The organism is Streptomyces sp. TRM68416 (assembly GCF_014596915.1).
Classification (GTDB): domain Bacteria; phylum Actinomycetota; class Actinomycetes; order Streptomycetales; family Streptomycetaceae; genus Streptomyces.
Window position 1 is genome coordinate 103,743 of sequence record NZ_JACVWU010000025.1, and the last position, 20,505, is coordinate 124,247.

Annotated in this window: 10 protein-coding genes; 1 reads left to right on the forward strand and 9 read right to left on the reverse strand. The window is 72.8% G+C overall.

What is annotated here, in order from left to right:
* Positions 1 to 312: 312 nt before the first annotated feature.
* The gene (locus tag ICC28_RS32465) at positions 313 to 525 is read left to right on the forward strand and encodes a hypothetical protein (RefSeq protein ID WP_188292362.1); all 213 of its coding nucleotides are present in this window, start codon (positions 313 to 315) and stop codon (positions 523 to 525) included.
* A gap of 68 nt (positions 526 to 593) precedes the next feature.
* Here the strand turns inward: ICC28_RS32465 and ICC28_RS32470 are convergent, their stop codons facing one another.
* From ICC28_RS32470 to ICC28_RS32510, 9 genes are all read right to left on the reverse strand, one after another.
* The gene (locus ICC28_RS32470; RefSeq protein ID WP_188292363.1) at positions 594 to 3,575 is read right to left on the reverse strand and encodes an AfsR/SARP family transcriptional regulator; all 2,982 of its coding nucleotides are present in this window, start codon (positions 3,573 to 3,575) and stop codon (positions 594 to 596) included.
* A gap of 169 nt (positions 3,576 to 3,744) precedes the next feature.
* Positions 3,745 to 9,603, reverse strand: coding sequence for a non-ribosomal peptide synthetase (locus tag ICC28_RS32475; RefSeq protein WP_188292364.1), 5,859 nt, complete (start codon positions 9,601 to 9,603; stop codon positions 3,745 to 3,747).
* Positions 9,600 to 12,902, reverse strand: coding sequence for a non-ribosomal peptide synthetase (locus tag ICC28_RS32480; RefSeq protein ID WP_188292365.1), 3,303 nt, complete (start codon positions 12,900 to 12,902; stop codon positions 9,600 to 9,602). Before ICC28_RS32480 ends, ICC28_RS32475 begins: the two co-directional genes overlap by 4 nt.
* 94 nt (positions 12,903 to 12,996) lie before the next feature.
* Positions 12,997 to 13,209, reverse strand: coding sequence for an MbtH family protein (locus ICC28_RS32485; RefSeq protein ID WP_188292366.1), 213 nt, complete (start codon positions 13,207 to 13,209; stop codon positions 12,997 to 12,999).
* The gene (locus tag ICC28_RS32490) at positions 13,209 to 13,982 is read right to left on the reverse strand and encodes a thioesterase II family protein (protein ID WP_188292367.1); all 774 of its coding nucleotides are present in this window, start codon (positions 13,980 to 13,982) and stop codon (positions 13,209 to 13,211) included. Before ICC28_RS32490 ends, ICC28_RS32485 begins: the two co-directional genes overlap by 1 nt.
* Before the next feature lie 182 nt (positions 13,983 to 14,164).
* The gene (locus ICC28_RS32495; RefSeq protein ID WP_188292368.1) at positions 14,165 to 14,800 is read right to left on the reverse strand and encodes a hypothetical protein; all 636 of its coding nucleotides are present in this window, start codon (positions 14,798 to 14,800) and stop codon (positions 14,165 to 14,167) included.
* A 5-nt stretch (positions 14,801 to 14,805) separates the two neighbouring features.
* Positions 14,806 to 17,073: an MMPL family transporter gene (locus ICC28_RS32500; RefSeq protein WP_188292369.1), complete on the reverse strand. Its 2,268-nt coding sequence runs from the start codon at positions 17,071 to 17,073 to the stop codon at positions 14,806 to 14,808.
* Positions 17,074 to 17,165: 92 nt separating this feature from the next.
* A complete protein-coding gene (locus tag ICC28_RS32505; protein ID WP_188292370.1) occupies positions 17,166 to 18,458 on the reverse strand; it encodes an MFS transporter in 1,293 nt (430 codons plus the stop codon).
* 189 nt (positions 18,459 to 18,647) lie between these two features.
* Positions 18,648 to 20,505: serine hydrolase domain-containing protein (locus tag ICC28_RS32510; protein WP_188292371.1), on the reverse strand; the 1,858-nt coding region annotated here is incomplete at its 5' end.

Genomic DNA, 20,505 nt, shown 5'->3' on the forward strand with positions numbered 1-20,505 from the left:
CCGGCACCTCGCGCGAGGGAGCGCGGAGGTGCACGGGCCTGCCTGCCGCAATGTCGGGTGTGGTCGTCGAAGCAATCACAGCGATCGTCCGTTTCCGGCGCACGGATCCGCGCGCAATTGGTCGGGGTGACGCAGCCGCAGATTGCGGCCGAGGGTCGTCATGGACGATACGGAGTGGCGTTTTCGGGCCGATTTCGCCTCGGCCTCGGTCGCCGCCAGAGGGCGAAAGCGAGAAGAAATCGAGACGACAACGCCCGCCTCTAATGTTTAAGTCACGACATCCCGCAGTGCCCTTAACGGAGGAATTGAACCGTGCGAAAGACCCGCATCGCCGCAGCCGCTCTGACCGCAGCCGCCCTGAACGTTCTGCTTCTGGCCGGTGCCGCCCACGCGGAAGAGCCTGGTCGGCAGGTAATGGGCACCGCAGTCGCCGCCGACAAGCCGGTGGGCTTTGCGCTCGACATCCTCGACCGGATCGGCGGTGCGATAGGGGGCACGGTCGACACCGAGGTCCCCTGGTCCTGATTCCTTGATCTTCGGGTGTGGGGTCCGGTGGTTCGGGTCGTCCGGTTCCCCCCACCCGGCTCAGGGCCTCACGGCCCGTTCAGCGCGTGGGCCAGCAGTTTCTCGTCCACTGCGGAACCGTTTCCGCAGCGGACGAGTGCCTCCCGCAAGCGCTTGGTACGACGCTCCCAGACAACGGCGTCGAGGGCTTCGAACTGCTCCACGGCCCCGTCCAGCCGGCGCACCGCGGAGTCCCCGCCGGACAGCGCCTCGACACAGGCCAGGCTGGTGTCGACGCGAGCGCGAAGGAAACGGTCCTCGATCTCGTCGGCGGCCCGCTGAGCCCTGGCGAGAACCGCGCGCGCCTGGTTGATCCTGCCCCGCCGCCAATGGGCCTCACCCAGGGTGCACAGACCGTAGGTCTCCCCTACTTTGTCGCCTTGCCCCCGGCTGAGGCTGATCACGTCCCGGCAGACCTGCTCCGCCTCGTCCAACCGCCCCGCTCCGACGAGAGCTTCGGCGAGTCGGTGGAAGTTCTGCGTTCGGCTGCGGACGGACCCTGCCTGGTAGCTGGCCTCGATGGCCTCCTGGCTGAGCTCGATCGCCCGCTCAGGGGCTCCTGAATCAAGTTCGATCTGCGAGAGCAGTCCAAGGGCGTGTGACAATCCCACGGCGTCGTCGGCCCTCCGGAACAGTTCCAGGGAATCGATGCAGTAACGTGCCGCGGCTGCCATGTCTCCGGTGAATCGAGCACAGAGGGCGAGATTGCGGCGGGCCATGGCCTGCCCCTTCACGATGCCGAGCTCGTCGAGAATGGCCACGGCTTCACCGAACTGGTGCTGCGCTTCGCCGTAGTTGCGCTGATACATATTGATGGTGCCAAGGCTGCTGAGCATGATTCCGGCCCCGCGCGAGTCACCCGCCGACCGTGCGGCCTCAAGGGCGTGCTCGGCGTTTCGCCGCCAATCAGTGAAGTAGTTCCGGGTCTCGAAGAGCGGCACCGCACGACTCGTCAATGCCCAGGCGTACTCGGCGAATCCGCTCTGGACCGCTTGCCCGATCAGCGCGGACAGGGGCCCGCGCTCGGACTCCATCCAGTCGATGGGCTCGATGAGCAGCTCGGTGGCCAGGTCCGCGGGCAGGCAGACGGTGCGGTCGAGGCCGTCGGGGAGTACCTCGTCCGGACCGTACAACTGCCGATGCGCCTCGTCCGCGAGCCCGAGCATCGCCGAAAGCACCCGCCCCAGGCTCGCCCTGCGCACCGGCTCCGGGTCCTCGACCTGTGAGCGCTCCCAGGCGTACAGGCGCAGCAGCTCCTGGAAGCGGAAGCGGCTCTCGGTGTGTTCCGGTGCCGGGCCGAACTCCAGAAGTTGCGCGCCGACAAGCTGCCGCAGCAGGTCCTCGGCCTCCCTCAGCTCCACGCCGAGGGCTGCGGCGGCGACCCATGCCGGGAAGTCGGGCACGGTGAGCTGGCCGAGGAGCCGGTAGAGCCTGGCGGCCTTGACCGACAGCTCTCGGTAGCTGAGCCAGACGCCGGAGCGGAACCCGCCCTCGTCGGGGCTGAGCAGGTCAAGGCGGCTGCGCCGGTCCTCCATCCGGCTGGCGAACTGGCACAGCGTCCCCTGCCAGTCGGAGGTCAGCCGGGTGGCGACGATACGCAGCGCGAGCGGCAGCCGGTCGCTGAGGTCGGCAAGCCGGCGGGCCGCCTCCGGTTCGGCCTCGACACGTTCGGAGCCGATCACGGCGACCAGGAGGTCGTGGGCCTCCGCATCGGTCATCCGCCTGAGCTCGATGCGGCGCGCACCATACTCGCCGACCAGCGCGGACAGCGGATCGCGGCTGGTGATCAGCACCCGGCTGGAGCCCGAGCCGGGCAACAGCGGGCGGACCTGCTCGGGCGAGGCGACATTGTCGAGGACCATCAGGACGCGGCGGCCGTCGAGTGTGCTGCGCAGCAGCGCGGCCCGCTCATGCAGTTCGGCGGGGATCGCGGCACCGGGCATGCCGAGGCCGCGCAGCGCGTGGTCGAGCGCGGCGAGCGGGGTCACCGGCGCACCGCGCTCGCGGAAGCCGGCGAGGTCGATGAAGAGCTGCCCGTCGGGGAAGTGCTCCGCCGCCTTGACGGACCAGTGCACGGCGAGTGCGCTCTTGCCGACGCCCGCGATGCCGCTGAGCACGGCGAGGGGCGGCCCCGAGGGGTCGAGCAGACCGTCGAGCTGTCTCAGCTCCGGTAGCCGTCCGACGAACAGCTCCGTGGGACGGGGCAGTTGACGCGCGACTCGGGTGCGCTGTTCGGCGGGCGGTGTCCGCGCCTGCGCCGGGGAACCGGCCAGCACCTCGCTGTGCAGTGCCTGCAGCTTCGCGCCCGGCTCGATCCCGAGTTCGTCGATCAGGGTCCGGCGTCCCTCGCGGTAGCACTCCAGGGCGTCGGCCCGCCGCCCCGAGAGGTGGTAGGCCCGCATGAGCAGGGCCCGTGCCTCCTCGCGGAGCGGGTGCTCGGCCACGAGGGGCCCGAGGTCGGCGATCACTCTGCGATAGCCCTCGAGGTGCAGTTGCAGCGCCGCGAACTCCTCGGCCAGGTCGAGGCGCAGCGCGGTGAGCCGGGTGACGGCGCCGTCGACCCCCTCCCCCGTCATGCCGTCGAGCACGGGGCCGCGCCACAGCGACAGTGCCTGCTCGAAGCGGTCCGCGGCGGCGGCGTGTTCGCCGTACTCCGCGGCCTGCCGTGCGCGGCCGACCAGCTCCTCCATGTCCTGGAGGTCGATGCGGTGGTGTCCGGGGCGCAGCACATAGCCGGGCGGGGCGGTCTCGATCAGACCGTCCACGCCCGCTCCCTCGCGCAGTATCTTCCTGAGCGCCGCGATGCAGATGGCGATCTGGTTGCGCGCGGTCGGCGGCGGGGAACCGTCCCAGACGGTCTCCGCCAGTGCGTCGACGGAGACCACCCGGCCGGGGGTGAGCAGAAGCATCACGAGCACCGTGCGCTGACGGGCACTGCGGATGAGCAGTTGCCGGCCGTCGGCGGACACTTGAAATGCGCCGAGCAGCTGAAACGTCAGGCGTGGTGGCATTCCGCGCTCCCTCCCCCAGATGCGCCGTCCGGTGATCATTCTGTGCCCGTTGTGCAGGCATGACAAATGTCGATCATGCGAACTTACGCTACGCAGCGGTAACAGGGGAGATCCGGGAAGATGACGGACAGTCCGCCACTCTCGGTGAGATCGGAGCTGTTTGTTCCGGTCAGTAACCTCCCCATTGAGACAGCAGCATGGCCCTCTCCTCCTCGTTCAGCAGGTCCACCTGCCCGGCCGGCCGGGCAGGGTCCCGGGCGAGTTCGGCAAGGGCACGCAGGGTCCGTTCGAGATACCGGGCGGCCTCCTCGCGCGGCACCACGTCCGGCCGGTGCCCCAGGCGCACCGAAAGCCCGCCGTCCTCGCGGGGTACGGCCACCAGACGCAGCGGGTAGTGGGTGGCGTCGTCGAGTCCGAATCCGGTGACCTCGGCCCGGGCCCCTGCGGGGTTCAGGGACGCGGCGTCGAAGGGATAGTTGACGAGCATGGTCGTGGTGTCGAACAGCCTCGGACGGCCGGTCGGACGCTGAATCCTGCCGAGCCCCAGGTGCAGGTGGTCGAGGAGGTCCGCGCGTTCGCCCTGGGCGCGGACGAGCGCGTCGAGGAGGCTCTCCTCGGCCGGAACCCTGATCCGTACCGGAACGGTGTTCACGAAGAGCCCCACCATCCGCTCGGAGCCCGCCAGTTCGGGCGGCCTGCCGGAGACCGTGGTGCCGAACAGGACGTCGTCACGGCCGGTGGCCCGGGCGAGTACCAGACCCCAGGCGAGTTCCAGGGCTGTGTTGAGCGTGACGCCGTGCGGCCGCAGCCGTTCGGTGAGTTCCGCGGTCACCGCCGCCGGCAGCTCGTCCTCCAGCGTGTGCTGCAGCACGGCCGCGCGGTGCTCGGACTCCGGCGCGACGAGCAACGGCTCGGCGCCGCCCGCGAGATAGGCGGCCCAGGCCCGCTCCGCGGCGGCCTCGTCCTGCCCGGACAGCCACCGCAGGTGGTCGCGGTGCGGCACCGGCCGGGGCAGCGCGGCCGCGGGGCCGTCGGCCCACAGCCGCAGCAGTTCGCCGACCAGGACGGGCGTGGACCAGCCGTCCCAGATGATGTGGTGGCCGGTCAGCACGAGACGGTGGCGGTGCGGCCCGAAGCGGATCAGCGTGAGCCGCAGCAGCGGCGGCCTGGCCATGTCGAAGGGGCGCACCCGGTCGCCCTCGGCGATGAGGGCCGCCTCGGCCACCTGGTCGTCGGCCGGACGTCCGGACAGGTCGATCTCCGCCCAGGGCAGGGCCGCTTCGCCGTGGACCGTCTGTACGGCCGTGCCGCGCCGCGTGGTGTGGAAGGACGAGCGCAGCGCGGTGTGCCGGGCCACCAGTTGCCCGCCGGCGGCGAGCAGGGCGGCGCTGTCCACCGGGCCCGCCAGGTCGAGGCGCACCTGGTTGGTGTAGACGTCGACCCCGCCGTTCTGTGCCTGCTCCGCGTAGAAGAGGAAGCCCTCCTGGAGCGCGGTGACGGGGAGGATCTCGGTGAGGCCGGGGGCGGCCTCCTCGATCCGTTCGATCTCCTCCTGCGCGAGGTCGAGCAGCGGCAGGTCCGAGGGGCTGCGGCCGCCCGCTCCCGGCCGGTCGGCGAGGGCGGCGAGGGCGGCCAGCTCCGCCTGCCACAGGTCCATGAGCTCGGCGGCCTGTGCGTCGGTGAGCACTCCGGCCGCGGTGGTCCACAGGGCGTGCAGGCGCTGCCCGTCGCTGTGGACGTTCAGTTCCACGGAGTGCCGCAACGGCATCCCGGGGTCACGTCCGTACGGCAGGTCGTCGCCGCTCAGGACACGCCAGCCGGGGGCGATCTCCTCGGCGCCGATCCGGCCCAGGTAGTTGAAGAGGATCTGCGGTCCGGGCAGTTCCGCGAGGACCGCGGCCGCCTCGGGGTCGTAGTGGCGCAGCGCTCCGAAGCCGGGTCCGGCGTGTGCGCGCAGTTCCTCCTTGACCCGCTTGACCGCGCTTGCCGCGGGTCCGCCGTGGCCGGTGACCCGGACCGGGTGGACGCTGGTGAACCAGCCGACGGTACGGGACAGATCGAGGTCTCCGTCACGGCCGTGGCCCTCGACGTCGATGAGCACGGGGACGTCGTGCGCCGCCCCGCCCCGGACCCGCCAGGCGGCGACGGCCCTGGCCAGTGCGGTGAGCAGCAGTTCGTCCGTACGGCAGTGGAAGGCGGCGGACACCTCGCCGAGCAGCGCTCCGGCGATGTCCGGCGGCACGGTCGTCCTGGTGTGCCTGGCGGTGGCGGCGAGGTCCCGGGCCGGGTCCGTGCGACGCGCGCCGAGCGGTGGTTCACCGCCGAGGACCCCGGTCCAGTGGCCGAGTTCGTGCCGCCAGGCTCCGTCGGCGGCCCGCCGCCGCAGGTCGAGGGCCCAGGCACGGTACGGCGTGGGCACCGGGTCGAGCGACTGCGGGTCGCGTACGGCGGCGGCGAGGTCGGGGAGCAGGGCGCGCCAGGAGACACCGTCGACCACGAGGTGGTGCACGCAGACGAGCAGCCGGTCGGTGCCGATGCGTACGGCTTGCAGGGTCTCGCCCGACCAGGGGTCGAGCCGGTCGCGGGCGGCCTCGGCCACGGCGGTGACGGAGGCCGACGCGCTCTCGGCGCGGAACAGGCGCGCCGGGTCCACGGTGCCGGGGGCGCCGATCTCGTAGCGGACGTCCGGGCCCGGACCGGCCTCGCTGTCGCGGACGAGCCGCGCCCGCAGCAGATCGTGCCGGTCCACCACCGCACCGAGAGCCCGTACGAGCTCCAAGTCCGTGGTACTGGACGGCAGTTCGAGGAGTACGGCCTGGTGGAATCCGTCGACCCGCGCCCCTTGCGCGAGCACGTCGTGGGCCACCGGCGGCAGCGGCGCGGGGCCGGTGGCCGGCTCGGCCGCCCGCACGGCGAGCACGGGGCGGGCGGCCGCGGCGAGCGCCGCGGGGGTGTGCAGCCGGAAGACCTCGCGTGCCGTGATCTCCAGGCCCTGTGCGCGGGCCAGGGAGACCACGCGCATGGCGAGGATGCTGTCCCCTCCCCGGTCGAAGAAGCCGTCCTCGGCCGAGACGCCGGTGAGTCCCAGGACTTCCTCGAAGGCCGCGACGAACACCCGCTCGGTGTCGGTCCGGGCCGCGCGGTGCCCCGTAGCGGCCGGCTGCTGCGGCGCGGGCAGCGCCGCGCGGTCCACCTTGCCGTTCGGCGTCAGCGGCAGGGCGTCGAGCACCACGACCGCCTGCGGAACCATGTAGTCGGGCAGCGTCTCGCCCATGGCCTCGCGGATGGCCGCGGGATCGTGCGCGGTGCCGACGGCGTACCCCGTCAACTGCTGGTGGCCGGGCCGGTCCTCGCGCACCACGACCACACACTGCGCGGTACCGGCGGCCTGCGCGAGCGCCGTCTCGACCTCGCCGAGCTCGATGCGCAGTCCGCGGATCTTCACCTGGTGGTCGCTGCGGCCGAGGTATTCGAGCACCCCGTCCGCACGCCAGCGCACCACGTCGCCGGTCCGGTACATACGGTCGCCCGGCGCACCGAACGGGCAGGCCACGAACCGCTCCGCGGTCAGCGCCGGGCGGCCCACGTAGCCGCGGGCCAGCTGGACCCCGGCCAGGTACAGCTCCCCCGCCACACCGACCGGCACCGGGCGCAGGGCGCGGTCGAGGACGTAGGTGCGCACATTGCGGATCGGCGCGCCGATCGGCACGGACCGCGACGGTTCCGCGGGGCGGCACTCCCAGGCCGTGACGTCGACGGACGCTTCCGTGGGCCCGTACAGGTTGTGCAGTTCGACACCGGGCAGCAGTTGGAAGAACCGCCGTTCGAGCTCCGCGGGGAGCGCCTCGCCGCTGCACACCACCCGGCGCAGCCCACCGCAGCCCGAGGCGGCCGGGTCGCCGAGGAAGGCGCCCAGCATCGAGGGCACGAAGTGCACGGTGGTGACCCGCTCGCGCTGGATCAGCTCCGCGAGGTACGCGGGGTCGCGATGCCCCTCCGGGCGGGCGACGACCAGCGTCGCGCCGTACAGGAGGGGCCAGAAGAACTCCCATACGGAGACGTCGAAACCGGCCGGCGTCTTCTGCAGGACCCGCTCGCCGGGCTCCAGCCGGTAGCGGTCCTGCATCCAGGCGAGGCGGTTGACGATGCCCCGGTGCGGGACGGCGACGCCCTTGGGCCGGCCGGTGGAGCCACTGGTGAAGATGACGTACGCGGTGTCCGCGGGGCCCGCCGTCGCGGCCGGCCGGTGCGCCGGGTACGCGGCGGGCTCCGGCTCGTCGACCAGCAGCAGACGGCCGTCCGCTGGCAGGCGCCCGGCGGTCCCCGCCGTGGTGAGCGTGCACACCGGCCGCCCGTCCTCCAGCAGTTGGGCGATGCGTCCGAGGGGGTAGTCGGGGTCTACGGGGAGATAGGCGGCGCCGGTCTTCAGGACCGCGTACAGCGCGACGATCAGGTCGAGGGAGCGCGGCACGGCCACCCCCACGAGCCGGTCGGGACCCGCGCCCTCGGCGAGCAGCCGGTGCGCGAGACGGTTCGCCGCGGTGTCGAGGTCGCGGTAGCTGAGCGTGCTCCCTTCGAAGACCACGGCGACGGCGTCGGGGGTGCGGTCGGCCTGTTCCTCGAAGCGGGAGATGAGCGTTCCGGCGGCCTGGGGGCCCTCGGTGTCGTTCCAGCGTTCGACGACCGTCGCGTACTCGCCGGGGGTGAACAGGCTCAACTCGCCCACGGGCTGGTCGGGTTGTGCGGAGATGCGGGTCAGCAGCCCGGTGAGCCGGTCGAGCAGCAGCCCGGCCTCGGCGTCGGGGACCAGGTCGGGGCGGTGGCCCAGACGCAGGTCGAGGGCGCCGTCGTCCAGGGTGGCGGCGAGGCGGAGCGGGTAGTGGGTGGAGTCGGCGACGGCCGCGTCCACCAGGGTCAGACCCGCCTCGGCGAGCGGGGCGGCGATCGCCGCGTAGTCGACCGGAAAGTTCTGGAAGACCGTGGTCGTGTCGAAGAGCGGGCCGTGGCCCGCCTGCTTCTGCACGGCCGTCAGGGCGAGGTGCTGGTGGTCGAGGAGTTCGGCCTGTTCGCGCTGGAGACGGCTGAGCGCGTCGGTGACCGGCTCGGCGGCGTCGACGCGGACCCGGACCGGGAGGGTGTTGAGCAGCATGCCGACCATGCGGTCCACGCCGGGCAGCTCCGGCGGACGGCCGGAGACCGTGCCGCCGAAGACCACGTCGTCGCTGCCCGTGAGGCGGGACAGGAGCAGACCCCAGCCGAACTGGACAGCGGTGTTGAGGGTGAAACCGTGGGTCCGGCCCGCCTCGGCGAGACGGGACACGGCCGCGGCAGGCACCTCGGCCCGCGCCTCGCGCTGGAGCACCGCCGGCAGGTCGGCCGCCTGCGGGGCGTACAGCGTCGGCCCTTCGAGCCCTTCGAGGGCCGCCGCCCAGGCCCGCTCGGCGGACGGCCGGTCCTGGGCCCGGTGCCAGGCGAGGAAGGAACGGAACGGCGGGGCGGGCGGAAGTCCCGCGCCGTCGCCGGAGGCGTACAGCCGGAACAGCTCGGCGAGCACCACCGGCACCGACCAGCCGTCCCACAGGATGTGGTGCACGGTGACGACGAGACGGTGACGGTCCTCGGCGAGCCGCAGCACGGCGAACCGCAGCAGCGGCGGGGCGGTGAGGTCGAACCCACGGCGGCGCTCGTCGGCCGCGTGGCGCAGCGCGGCCTCCGCGCGCTCGCTCTCCGGCAGTCCCGTCATGTCGTGCTCGACCCACGGCAGTTGTACGTCCTGGTGCACCACCTGCACGGGCCGCTTGAGTCCGTGGTGGCGGAACGAGGCGCGCAGGGCGCTGTGCCGGGCCACCAGAGCGCGGGCCGCCCGGTGCAGCCGGGACGGGTCGAGGGGGCCGTCGAGGTCCACGCGGATCTGGGTGGCGTAGACGTCGACGGCACCCGGACCGTCCTGTGCCGCGTGCAGCAGAAAGCCCTCCTGCAGCGGTGTGAGCGGGAGCAGGTCGGCGATACCGGGGGGCAGTGCGCTCATCGCGTCTCACCGGCCTCGGCGGTCAGGCCCGCGGTGAGCAGGGCGAGTTCGTCGTCGTCGAGGTCCATGAGCGGGGCCCCGTCGTCGAAGGCGGCGGCGGCATCGTCGACCGGCCGCGCGGCGGCGGCCAGGGCCTCGGGGGTGCGCAGCCGGAAGACGTCACGGGCACTGATCCCGAAGCCCGCCTCACGGGCGAGCGTGACCACGCGCAGGGCGAGGATGCTGTCGCCGCCGAGGTCGAAGAAGCCGTCGTCGACGGTGACCCGGGGAGCGTCGAGCACCTCGGCGAACGCGGCGGTGAAGGCCTTCTCGGCGGGGGTGGCCGGGGCGCGCCCCGTACCGCCGGTCGCGGTGAGCGCCGGCGCGGGCAGCGCGGCCCGGTCGACCTTGTCGTTCGCGGTACGCGGCAGGGCGTCGAGGATCACCACGGCCTGCGGCACCATGAACTCCGGCAGGGTCGCCGCCAGCGTCTCGCGGACGCTGTGCGGGTCGAGTCCGGCGCCCACGGCGTACCCGACGAGCTGTTGTGCTCCGGGCCCGTCCGCGCGGACCACGACGGCGGCCTGGTCCACCCCGGGGACCGCGCCCAAAGCCGTCTCGATCTCGCCGAGTTCGATCCTGAACCCACGGATCTTGACCTGGTCGTCGCTGCGGCCGAGGTATTCGAGCACCCCGTCCTGACGCCAGCGCACCACGTCGCCCGTCCGGTACATCCGACGGCCCGGCGCACCGAACGGGCAGGCCACGAACCGCTCCGCGGTCAGCGTCGGATGGCCCACGTAACCGCGGGCGAGTCCGGCACCGGCGAGGTACAGCTCCCCCGCCACGCCGACCGGCACCGGGCGCAGGGCGCTGTCGAGGACGTAGGCCTGCATGTTCTGCATCGGGGCGCCGATCGGGGGGAGTTCGTCGACGCGGTCCATGGAGTGGCAGGTCGCGAACGTCGTCGTCTCCGTCGGCCCGTAGCCGTTGGCCAGGTCGAGGTCGGGGCAGGCCTCGCGGACCCGGCGCAGGGAGGCGGGTGCCGCCGCCTCGCCCCCGGTGATGACCGCGCGCAGGCCCGCGAACGCCCCCGGGTCCTCCGTGGCGATCAGGTTGAAGAGCGCGGTGGTCAGGAACGCGCTGGTGACCCGGTGCCGGGCGCACAGTTCACGCAGGTGTGCGGCGTCGAGGCCGGCGGCCGGTGCGACGACGACCGTGCCGCCGGACAGGAGCGGCACCCACAGCTCGTAGGTGGAGGCGTCGAAGGCGTGCGGGGAGTGCATGAGGACGCGGTCGTGGGCGCCGCCGCGCCAGCGGGCGTCGGCGGCGAAGGCCACCACGTCGCGCTGCTCGACGGCGACGCCCTTGGGGACGCCGGTCGAGCCCGAGGTGTACATGATGTACGCGAGCTGCCGGGGCGACGCGCTGCGGCCGGGGCCGGTCTCGGCGCCTCCGCGCTCGGACACACGCAGACCGGCGCCTCCGCGCTCGGGCACACGCAGACCGGCACCCTCGTCCGCGGACACACGCAGACCAGCACCCCCGCCCTCGGACACACGCAGCACCACACGGTCCTCGGCGAAGGGCAGTTCGGCGTCCGGACGGTCGGAGATCAGCACGGGGGCGCCGGTGTCGGCCAGCACCCAGGCCATGCGCTCGGCCGGGTAGCCCGAGTGCAGGGGCACGTAGGCGCCGCCGGCCTTGAGCACGGCGAGCGTGGCGACGACCACCGCGGCGGAGCGCTCAAGGTCCACGGCGACGGGGGTCTCGGCGCCGACGCCGTGCTCGATGAGCCGGTGGGCGACGGAGTCGGCGCGGGAGTCGAGCTCGGCGTAGCTCAGCTCGGTGCCGTCCGCGACCACGGCGATCGCGTCCGGGGTGCGGGCCGCCTGCTCCTCGAAGAGCCGGGCGAGGGAGCCGTCCCGTACGGGGCCCGCGGTGGCGTTCCAGTCGGCGGTCACCCGGCGCGTCTCCTCGTCGCCGAGCAGGTCGATCCGGCCGAGGGGGGTGTCGGGGCGCTCGGTGATCTCCTCCAGGAAACGCAGGAACCGCTCCTGGCAGCCGTCGAGGCCGTCCGCCGCGTACCGCTCGGGGTTGCCGTCGAAGTCGAAGCGCAGACCGCTGCCGTCGCCGCGGTCGTAGACGGCTATGGAGAGATCGTCGACGGGGCCGAGCGCCAGGTTGTGCGCGGTGGCGGGCAGGCCCGCGAAGTCGAGCCGGTACGGGAACGCCATGATGTTGACCACCGGGCCGGTGAGCCCCGCGTCGCCGTCGGTCAGGCCCAGGTCGCGGCGCATGTCCTCGTAGCGGTAGCGCTGATGCCTGAGTACCTGGCGGGTCCGTGCGGTGACCTTCGGCACGAGGTCCGCGAAGGTGTCCTCGGGACCGACCGGGACGCGCAGCGGCACCACGTTGGAGGCGAGACCCGGGGTGCTGCGCAGGACGGGGGAGTCACGGCACGCGACGGGCAGTCCGAGCACCACCTCGCGGGCACCGGTGCTGCGGTGCACGAAGGCCGCTGCCGCGGCGATGACCAGGACCGGCCAGCGGGTGCGGACGGCGCGGGCCGCGGTGGCGAGCCGGTCGGCGAACTCCTGCGGACGGTGCGTGCCGCGCCGGATGTGCGCGGCGCCGGGGTCGGCGGGGCCGGGCGCGGGGCAGGCGATCCGGTCGTGCAGCCGGGCCGGGGCCGGCAGGCCGGTGAGCTCCTGCTGCCAGAAGGCGCGGTCGGCGGTGAAGCTCTCGCCGGACCGGTACGCGGCCTGCTCGTCGAGGAGTTCGGTGAGGGAGGCGGACGGTTCGACGCCGTCGTCGGGCACCTCTCCGGTGACCAGCTCCGTGTATCTCCGGGCCACCTTGCGGGAGATCAGGGAGCCTCCGTAGCCGTCGATCAGCACGTGGTGGGCGCGCTGGTAGTAGTAGAAGCGGTCGTCGGCGAGGCGCAGCAGCGCGAAGGTGCACAGGCCGCCCCGGGTGAGGTCGACGGCCGTACCGAGGTCGCGGTGGATCCACTCCATCGCCGCGGTGTGCGGATCGACGGCCGTGGACACGTCCACGTGCTTCAGGTCCCGCTCGGGGGCGGTGTGCAGCAACTGCCACAGCGAGCCGTCGTCGTCCTCGGCGATCGCGTGCACCCGCAGCGCCTCCACCTCGGCGATCGTGTGCCGCCAGGCCTCGCCGAAGAGACCGGGCCGCACGGGGCCGTTGATCTCCACGTACTCGGAGATGTTGTACGCGCGGCCGGTCGGGTCCAGATGGTGCGCGAGCCAGATGCCGGTCTGCGCCGCGGACAGCGGCAGCCGGGTCAGAGATGTCACGGTGCTTCCCCAGGAGTCGGGCGTCGGTTACGGCGGTCGGCTCGGGCGCCGCTCGCCGCGGGCGGTCTGCCGGCGCGCTGCTTGCGCGGGACGGTCAGCCGGCGCGCTGTTCGCGCAGGCTGCGCGGCCGCAGATCGGTCCAGTTGGCTTCGATGTACGCCTGGCAGGCCGCGCGGTCGGTGCGTTCCAGAGCGGTGTGCCAGCCGTCCGGTACGGCGGCCGCGGCGGGCCACAGGGAGTGCTGGCCCTCGTCGTTGACCAGGACCAGGAACTGCCCGTCGGCGTCGTCGAACGGGTTGCTGCTCATCACAGGCTCCTTGCGGGGGTCTGGAGTACCGGGAGGTCGGCGGCGAGCGCGTCGAGCACGAGCGCGGCGAGCGCCGGCATCTCGTTCTCCAGGTAGAAATGGCCGCCGGGCAGTTCCCGGGTGTCGCAGCCGGCGATCGTGTGGCGGTTCCACTGGGCCGCGTCGGCGAGTCCGAACGAGGCGTCGCTGTCGCCGGCGATCGCGGTGACGGGGCAGGTGAGCGGGGCACCGGGGACATAGCGGTAACCCGCGATCAGACGGAAGTCGGCGCGCAGCACGGGCAGTACGAGGGCGCGCAGCTCGGCGTCCTTGAGCAGCTCGGCCCCGGTGCCGCCCAGCGCGTCGATGTACGCCAGGGCCGCGGCGTCGTCGGCGAAGTCGAGCGCGCGGCCGGTGTCGATGTGCGGGGCGCGGCGGGCGGAGGCGAAGAGGCGGCGGACGGCGGCCGGGTGCGTGGCGCGCAGTCGGCGGGCGGTCTCGAAGGCGACGGTGGCGCCCATGCTGTGGCCGAAGAACGCGGCCGGCAGATCGAGCCGTCCTGCGATCGCGTCGCTGACCTCGGCGACGAGGTGCCCCATGGAGCGGGGCATCGGCTCGCCGTAGCGGTCCTGGCGGCCGGGATACTGGACGGCCACTACTTCGACCGACTCGGGCAGCAGGTTCCCGAACTCGTGGAAGGCGCTCGCGGCGCCACCGGCGTGCGGAAAGCAGAACAGCCGCATGCGGGGTGCGGGCCGCGGGTCGAACACCCTCAGCCAGCTGGAATCGGTCATGGTGGCTCCCTGATCGTGGCCTTGACAGCGCGGTGGGCAGTGGGCGGTGGGCGGTCGGCACAAAGGACTCCGGTCCCGGACGGAGTGATCCGTCCGGGACCGGACTGTGGCAGGGATGGCTATATTTTTTCCGTTATTCCGCTACGCCGGGAAGCGCTCCTCGGCGCGGGACAACTGGCCGTTCACCGCATGTACTTGATCTCCACGTCGCCGCCGTCGCTGCGGGCGTCGATCTTCCTCTCGGCGCTCGGGTCGTTGTCGACGGCGGTCTCGCTCTTGCCGCCTTGGGCGTCGACGCTCACGGCGTACGGACCGCTGGGCACCTGCACCGTGATGTCACCGCCGCCGCTCGCCGCGTAGATGCGGTCCGGGGCCTTGACGAAGGAGACGTCGACATGGCCGCCCTCCGTGCGCAGCCGGGCCGGTCCCGCGAGTTCCTCGCCGGTGATGTGGCCGCCGCCGCTGTCCACGCGGAGCTCGGTCCCGGCGGGCAGTTCGATGCGGTAACTGACCGAGCAGTCACCGGTGTTGCAGCCGGCGCCGATCAGCCGCAGCTCGCCGTCGGCGACCTTGTGGCTCGTGGCCGGCTTGTCGTCGCTGTAGGAGAGCTTCTCGGTGACCTTGACGGTGTCGGCCTCGGTGGCGATCAGTTCGACATGGCCGCCCTTCGTGTCGAGGTCGAGCGCACGGACCGGTTCGGTGACGGTGTAGCTGGACTCGGCGTTCGACCTGTCGTTGCCGAACGCGTCGTCCGCATCGCAGCCGGAGAGAGTGGCGAGTACCGCCGCGGCGACGGCGGTGGTGGTGAGCTTGCGCATGGGTGTCAGGTCCTCAGAAGGGTGGAGGTGCGGGCGGTCTCGGGCTCCTCGACGGGCTCTTGGGCGGCGGGGCCGTCCGCGGACGGGCCCTCGTCGGGACGCCGGCGTCCCCAGGCCCGGTCCCCGAGCAGGGTGAGGACGGCGGGCAGCAGGATGCCGCGGACGATGGTCGCGTCGAGGAGGATGGCGGTCGCCATGCCGACGCCGAGCATCTTGTACTCGATACCGGAGAGCGTCGCGAACAGCGCGAACACGGCGATCATGATAACGGCGGCGCTGGTCACCACGCCTGCGCTGGCGCCGACGCCCTGGACGACGGCGTCCTTGGAGTTCTCGCCGCGCAGCCTGCGTTCGCGGATCCGGCTCAGGATGAACACGTGGTAATCCATGCTCAGGCCGAAGAGGATCACGAACATGAACAGCGGCAGCCAGTTGACGACCCCGCCGAACGAGGTGAAGCCGAGCGGTCCCGCGAGGCCGCCGTACTGGAAGGCGAGGACGATCACACCGTAGGCGGCGCCGATGGACAGCAGGTTGAGCAGTACCGAGGCGAGGGCCACGAGTGGGGCGCGGAACGCGGCGACGAGCAGCACCAGGGAGATGGCGAGGACGAAGCCGATGACCCACACGGAGCGCTCGTCGAGCACCTCCGCGAAGTCGTGCAGGCCCGCGGTGCGTCCGGTGACGCCGTAGTCGAGTCCTTCGGTGCCTTCGAAGGCGCGCGGCAGCACCTCCTCGCGCAACTCGGTGAGCGCCTCGACCGACGTGGCGTCGGTGCCCTTGCCGGCCAGCGGCACCTTGACGCTCAGGACGTCGCCGACCGCCTGCACGGTGACCGGCTCGCCGAGCAGCTTGCTGCCGGCGGCCGCCTCGCGCACGGCGGCGACGGCGGCGTCCGCCTTGCCGTCGGTGGCGCCCTGGCCCCAGATGACGATCTGCGCCGGGTCGGGCCCGCCCGGGAAGGCCTCCTGCAGCCGGATGCCCGCGTCGACCTCGGGGATGCTGCGCGGCAGCGAGTCGAGGCGGCCGGGCTCGCTGAGCTTCATGTCGAGGGCCGGCACGGCGAGCGCGCCGAGGGCGAGCAGCGCGGCGCCGCCGAGCAGCAGCGGCTTTCTGACCACGGCGGCGGCGGTGGCGGTCCACAGCGTGGACTTGGTGGCGGTGGTGCGCCGACGGCCGAGGAACGGCACGCGCAGGGCGTCGACCCGGCGGCCGAGCAGGGCGAGCGTCGCGGGCAGCACGGTGACCGAGCCGAGCACGGCGAGGCCGACCACGATGATCGTGCCGACGGCCATGCCGTTGAACACGTCGACGCCGGTGAGGAAGAGCCCGGCCATGGAGAGCATCACGGTGAGCCCGGAGACCACGACGGCGTGCCCGGAGGTGCGCGCGCTGATCCGCAGTGCCTCGGCGGGGGTGCGTCCGGCCGCCCGCTCCTCGCGGTCGCGGCGCAGATAGAACAGCGAGTAGTCGACGCCGACCGCCATGCCGACGAGCAGCACCACCGAGGAGACGGTGCTGTTGGCCGGGACGACCGTGCCGGCCACCGCGAGCAGGCCGGTCGCCGCGAGCACCGCGGTCGCGGCGAGCAGCACGGGTACCGCGGCGGCGACCAGGGCGCCGAAGACCACGAGCAGGATGACCAGGGTGACCGGCAGCGACAGTGCCTCGGCCTGGGCCAGGTCCTCGTCGGCGGCCTGGTCGACGGCGGCCGTCAGGGACAGGTCGCCGGCCAGGGCGAAGCGTACGTCCGCGTGCGCCTTGCGCACCTCGGCCACCGACTTCTCGACCGCCGCGAACCGGGTGTCCGCCTTCGGCCCCGGTCCCGGGATCTCGAAGGTGACCAGAGCGGAGCGTCCGTCCTCGGAGACCAGTTCGGCGGCCGCCTGCGGGCTGTCGAGAGGGCTGAGCACCTTCTCGGCGGCGCCGTCCGAGCCGCGCAGCGCCTCGGTCACGTCCTTGACCGCGGCCTGCAGCCGCGGGTCGTCGGCGAAGCGGCTGTCCCGCCGCTCGGCCTCGACCAGGATGTTCTCGGAGTACGACGCGACGGTCCGCTCCTCGCGGATGACCCGCTGCGCCCTGCCGGACTCTCCGGCGTCGCTGGTCTTGGCGCCGCTGCCGGCAGCCGAGCCCGCCAGCACGGAGAGGACCACGAGCAGCAGCCAGCCGGCTATCGACTTCTTGGCGTTACGGGCCGACCAGCCCGCGACCCGCTCGGTGAGCGGCGCGCGTGCCGGCGGAACTCCGGCCTCGGTGGGGGGATGTGGGGGCATGAAGTCTCCTACGGTGCGGTGCGTGCTCCGGCTGTTGGGCGCCGTCGCGGTTCCCGTCGGTCCTATACCGGGGTTCTCTACGGAATCGATATCTACTGGTCCGGGCTGTTTGGGCGGGTGTTGCCCGCTTCCGCACGGCTGCCTCCACCACGTCGTACGACGGGCGAGGCCAGCGCGAGAAGGGCGAGCAGGGCCATGGCGGCCGCGGCGCCGAGGACGGCGGTGGTGCTGCCGAAGGCGTGCAGCAGGAAGCCGCCGAGGAGCGCGCCGAGCGAGTTGAGCCCGGAGCCGATGAGTGTGAAGACGCTGGTGGCGCGGCCCTGCATCGCGTCCGGGGTGACCAGGACCTGGTAGCTTCCGGCGGCGACGTTGAGCAGGGCGCCCGCGCCGCTCATCCCGGCCATCAGGGCGCCGAGTTGGACCGGGTGGTCCGCCACGGCGACGGCGCCCATCAGGACGGACCACAGCATGAGCGCGCCGATGAGGATCCCCTGCACCGGAACACGCCGGTTGATCCAGGGGGCCACGAGGGCGCCGGTCAGACCCCCGAGGCCGCCGAGCACACCGAGGATGCCGACCGTGGCGGCGCTGTGCCCGTTCTCCTTGACGATCAGGACCATGGCCAGGGTGATCAGCTGGAAGGCGAGATTGCTGCCGCCGACCAGGGCTATCGAGGCTCTCATGAAGCGCTGGCGCCACACCCACACCAGGCCTTCGCGGATCTCGCGGCGCAGGGAGCGCGGCTCGGGCCGCGCCTTGTCCTGCAGGTCGGCACGTATCCCGAACACCGTTGCCAGCGCCACCAGATGACCGAGCGCGGCGGCACAGAAGGGCAGCCAGCGCGCCGCGCTGAACAGCGCCGCCCCCATGGGCTGACCGAGCAGCCCCGCGCCGTGCCCGCGCGCCTCGCTCTGCGACAGGGCGGTGCGCAACTGCTCCTCGGGGACGACATGCCGTACGGCGGCCCGCTCGGCGAGCCGGTGCAGGATGCCCGCGGCGCCCTGGACGAAGGCGACGGCCATGACGTGCCAGAGCCAGAGCCGGCCCGCGAGCAGCGCGACGACCAGGGTGGCCATGGCGGTGAGCCCGGCGAGGCTGCAGGAGATGAGCACACGTCGGCGGTCGAGGCGGTCGACAAGGGCGCCGGCCGGCAGCAGTACGAGCAGTTGCGGCAGCAGGGAGGCGAACCCGACGAGCCCCGCCTCGGCCGGACTTCCGCCGGCCCAGAGATAGAGCAGCGGATACGCGGTGACGGCGGCGCGATTGCCGAGAAGGGCGGCACCGGAGCCGAGCCATAGCCGACGGAAGTTGCGGTTGCGGCGCAGGGGTGGGTGAACCGAGGTGTCGGGAGTGTCGTCGGCAGGGCGGGTGCTTGTGGAGGTCATGAGGGCTTCCGGGGTGGGGGCAGGCGGGCGGACGGGGAGGCCGGACTCGGAACGGCCCGGCCGACTGGGGCGCAGTCGGCCGGGCCGTCCAGGGGTGCCCGGGATCACCGGGCGGCGGTCGTCGGGCTGCGGCGGGCAGGTCCCGCGGCCCAACCCCCTTCATGCGCGCGGAGGTTGGGCCGCACGACGTCAGCGGGAGTTGCCCGCCGCGTTGCGCACCCGGGCGGCGACCGCCTTCGCCACATGCTCACCGGACTCACCGTTGGTGAGCACGACCAGTCCGCGGCCGGTGCCGAGGCGCAGCAGGGAGGCGCCGTAGTAGCCGACCGGGGTGCCGCCGTGACCGAACTCGGTGTCGGAGCCCAGCACGTCGACGACGGTGCCGAGCCCGTACAGACTGTCGGCGGCCGGCGTCAGCATCAGCTCGGCGCTCTCCTTGGACAGGAGACCGAGCGGCCTGCCGAGCGCGGAGCGCCGCAGTTCGAGCGCGGCCCGGGCGAGGTCGGACGCCGTGGTCCACAACCCGGCCGCCGCGGCGTCGGGCCTGATCCGCAGGCCGCCTTCGATCCGCCGGCCATGGGCGTCGTGGCCGTGGGCCACGAGCACGCCCGCCCGCTCCGGGTAGTCGGCCGCGAAGCTGCTGTCGTTCATACCGGCCGGCAGCAGGACGAGACGTCGCATCAGCTCGTCGAACGGCTCCCCGGTGACGTCCTCCATCACCTTCTGCAGCACGACGTAGTGCACGTTGGCCTTGCGGTACCCGGTGCCGGGCTCCGCTCCGCGGGCCACGGGAGCCACTTCGGGATCGGCCGCGCCGGTCAACAGGTCGAGCAGGGACGGAACGTGGCCGCCCGGCACGAACCCGCTGCCCGGGGTCGGAGTAAGACCCGAGCGGTGGCCCAGGAGGTGCCGCAGGGTGACCGGGGCGTCCCCGGGGGCGCCCGGAACCTGCCAGCCGGCGAGGTAGCGGTTCACGTCCTCGTCGAGCCGCAGCACCCCCTCCTCGACCAGGCGCATCGCGCCGAGTGCCGCGATGTGCTTGCTGATCGAGCCCGCCTGGAACCTCGTCCGCGGGGTCACCAGCCGCCCCTGGCCGTCCTGGCCCGCACTCTCCACGGCGACCAGGTCGCCGCCCTCGATCACGGCGACGGAGACTCCGGGCACCGCGTAGTCGGCGAGCAGCGCGTCCAGTTCACTGCCCGAGGGCACCCGCGTCCGCTCCGCCGCGGGCGCGGTCCGCGTCGGCTCGGCTGCCGCCGCGTCCACGGCCGCGGCCACGTCGGCGAGCGTCTCGTGCTGGTAGAGCATGAACAGCGACAGCGGCAGCTTCTGCCGCTGGCAGGCGGCGATCACCTTGATGACCTGGATCGAGTGTCCGCCGAGCGTGAAGAACCCGTCGCCGCGGCCGACCTGCTCCACACCGAGCACGTCCGCCCAGATCGCCGCGAGACGCCGCTCGGTGTCGCTGCGCGGCGCAACGTACTCGTGCTGCCGCTCGGCCTCGGCGGGGTCGGGCAGTTGGGCCCGGTCGACCTTGCCGTTGGCGTTGAGCGGCAGGGCCGCCAGCTCGGTGAAGCTGCCCGGGACCATGTAGTCGGGCAGGTGGTCACGGCAGTACGCGGTGAACGCGGCCGAGTCGAACGCGTCGGCCCCGGGACGCGGCACCACATACGCGGCAAGCCGGCCGTCGCCCGGTTCGGGCTCGTATCCGATGACGAGCGCCTCGCTGACCTGGGGATGGTTGTGGAGTACGGCTTCGATCTCGCCGGTCTCGATCCGGTAGCCCCGGATCTTCACCTGATGGTCGGTACGGCCCAGGAACTCCACCACACCCGGCTCGGCCCAACGCGCCAGATCACCCGTCCGATACATCCGCGAACCCGCAGGCCCGTACGGGTCCGGCACGAACCGCTCAGCCGTCAGGGCCGACTGGCCGAGATAGCCACGGGCCACACCCGTGCCGGCCACGTACAGCTCGCCGACCGCACCGACCGGGACACGACGGCATCCGGAGTCCAGGACCCGCATCACCATGCCCGGCAACGGC

Bases quoted from the DNA above. Each gene is read 5' to 3' on its own strand.
- ICC28_RS32470 (WP_188292363.1), bottom strand. From the start codon at position 3,575: ATGCCACCACGCCTGACGTTTCAGCTGCTCGGCGCATTTCAAGTGTCC.
- ICC28_RS32475 (WP_188292364.1), bottom strand. From the start codon at position 9,603: ATGAGCGCACTGCCCCCCGGTATCGCCGACCTGCTCCCGCTCACACCG.
- ICC28_RS32485 (WP_188292366.1), bottom strand. From the start codon at position 13,209: ATGAGCAGCAACCCGTTCGACGACGCCGACGGGCAGTTCCTGGTCCTG.
- ICC28_RS32490 (WP_188292367.1), bottom strand. From the start codon at position 13,982: ATGACCGATTCCAGCTGGCTGAGGGTGTTCGACCCGCGGCCCGCACCC.
- ICC28_RS32495 (WP_188292368.1), bottom strand. From the start codon at position 14,800: ATGCGCAAGCTCACCACCACCGCCGTCGCCGCGGCGGTACTCGCCACT.
- ICC28_RS32500 (WP_188292369.1), bottom strand. From the start codon at position 17,073: ATGCCCCCACATCCCCCCACCGAGGCCGGAGTTCCGCCGGCACGCGCG.
- ICC28_RS32505 (WP_188292370.1), bottom strand. From the start codon at position 18,458: ATGACCTCCACAAGCACCCGCCCTGCCGACGACACTCCCGACACCTCG.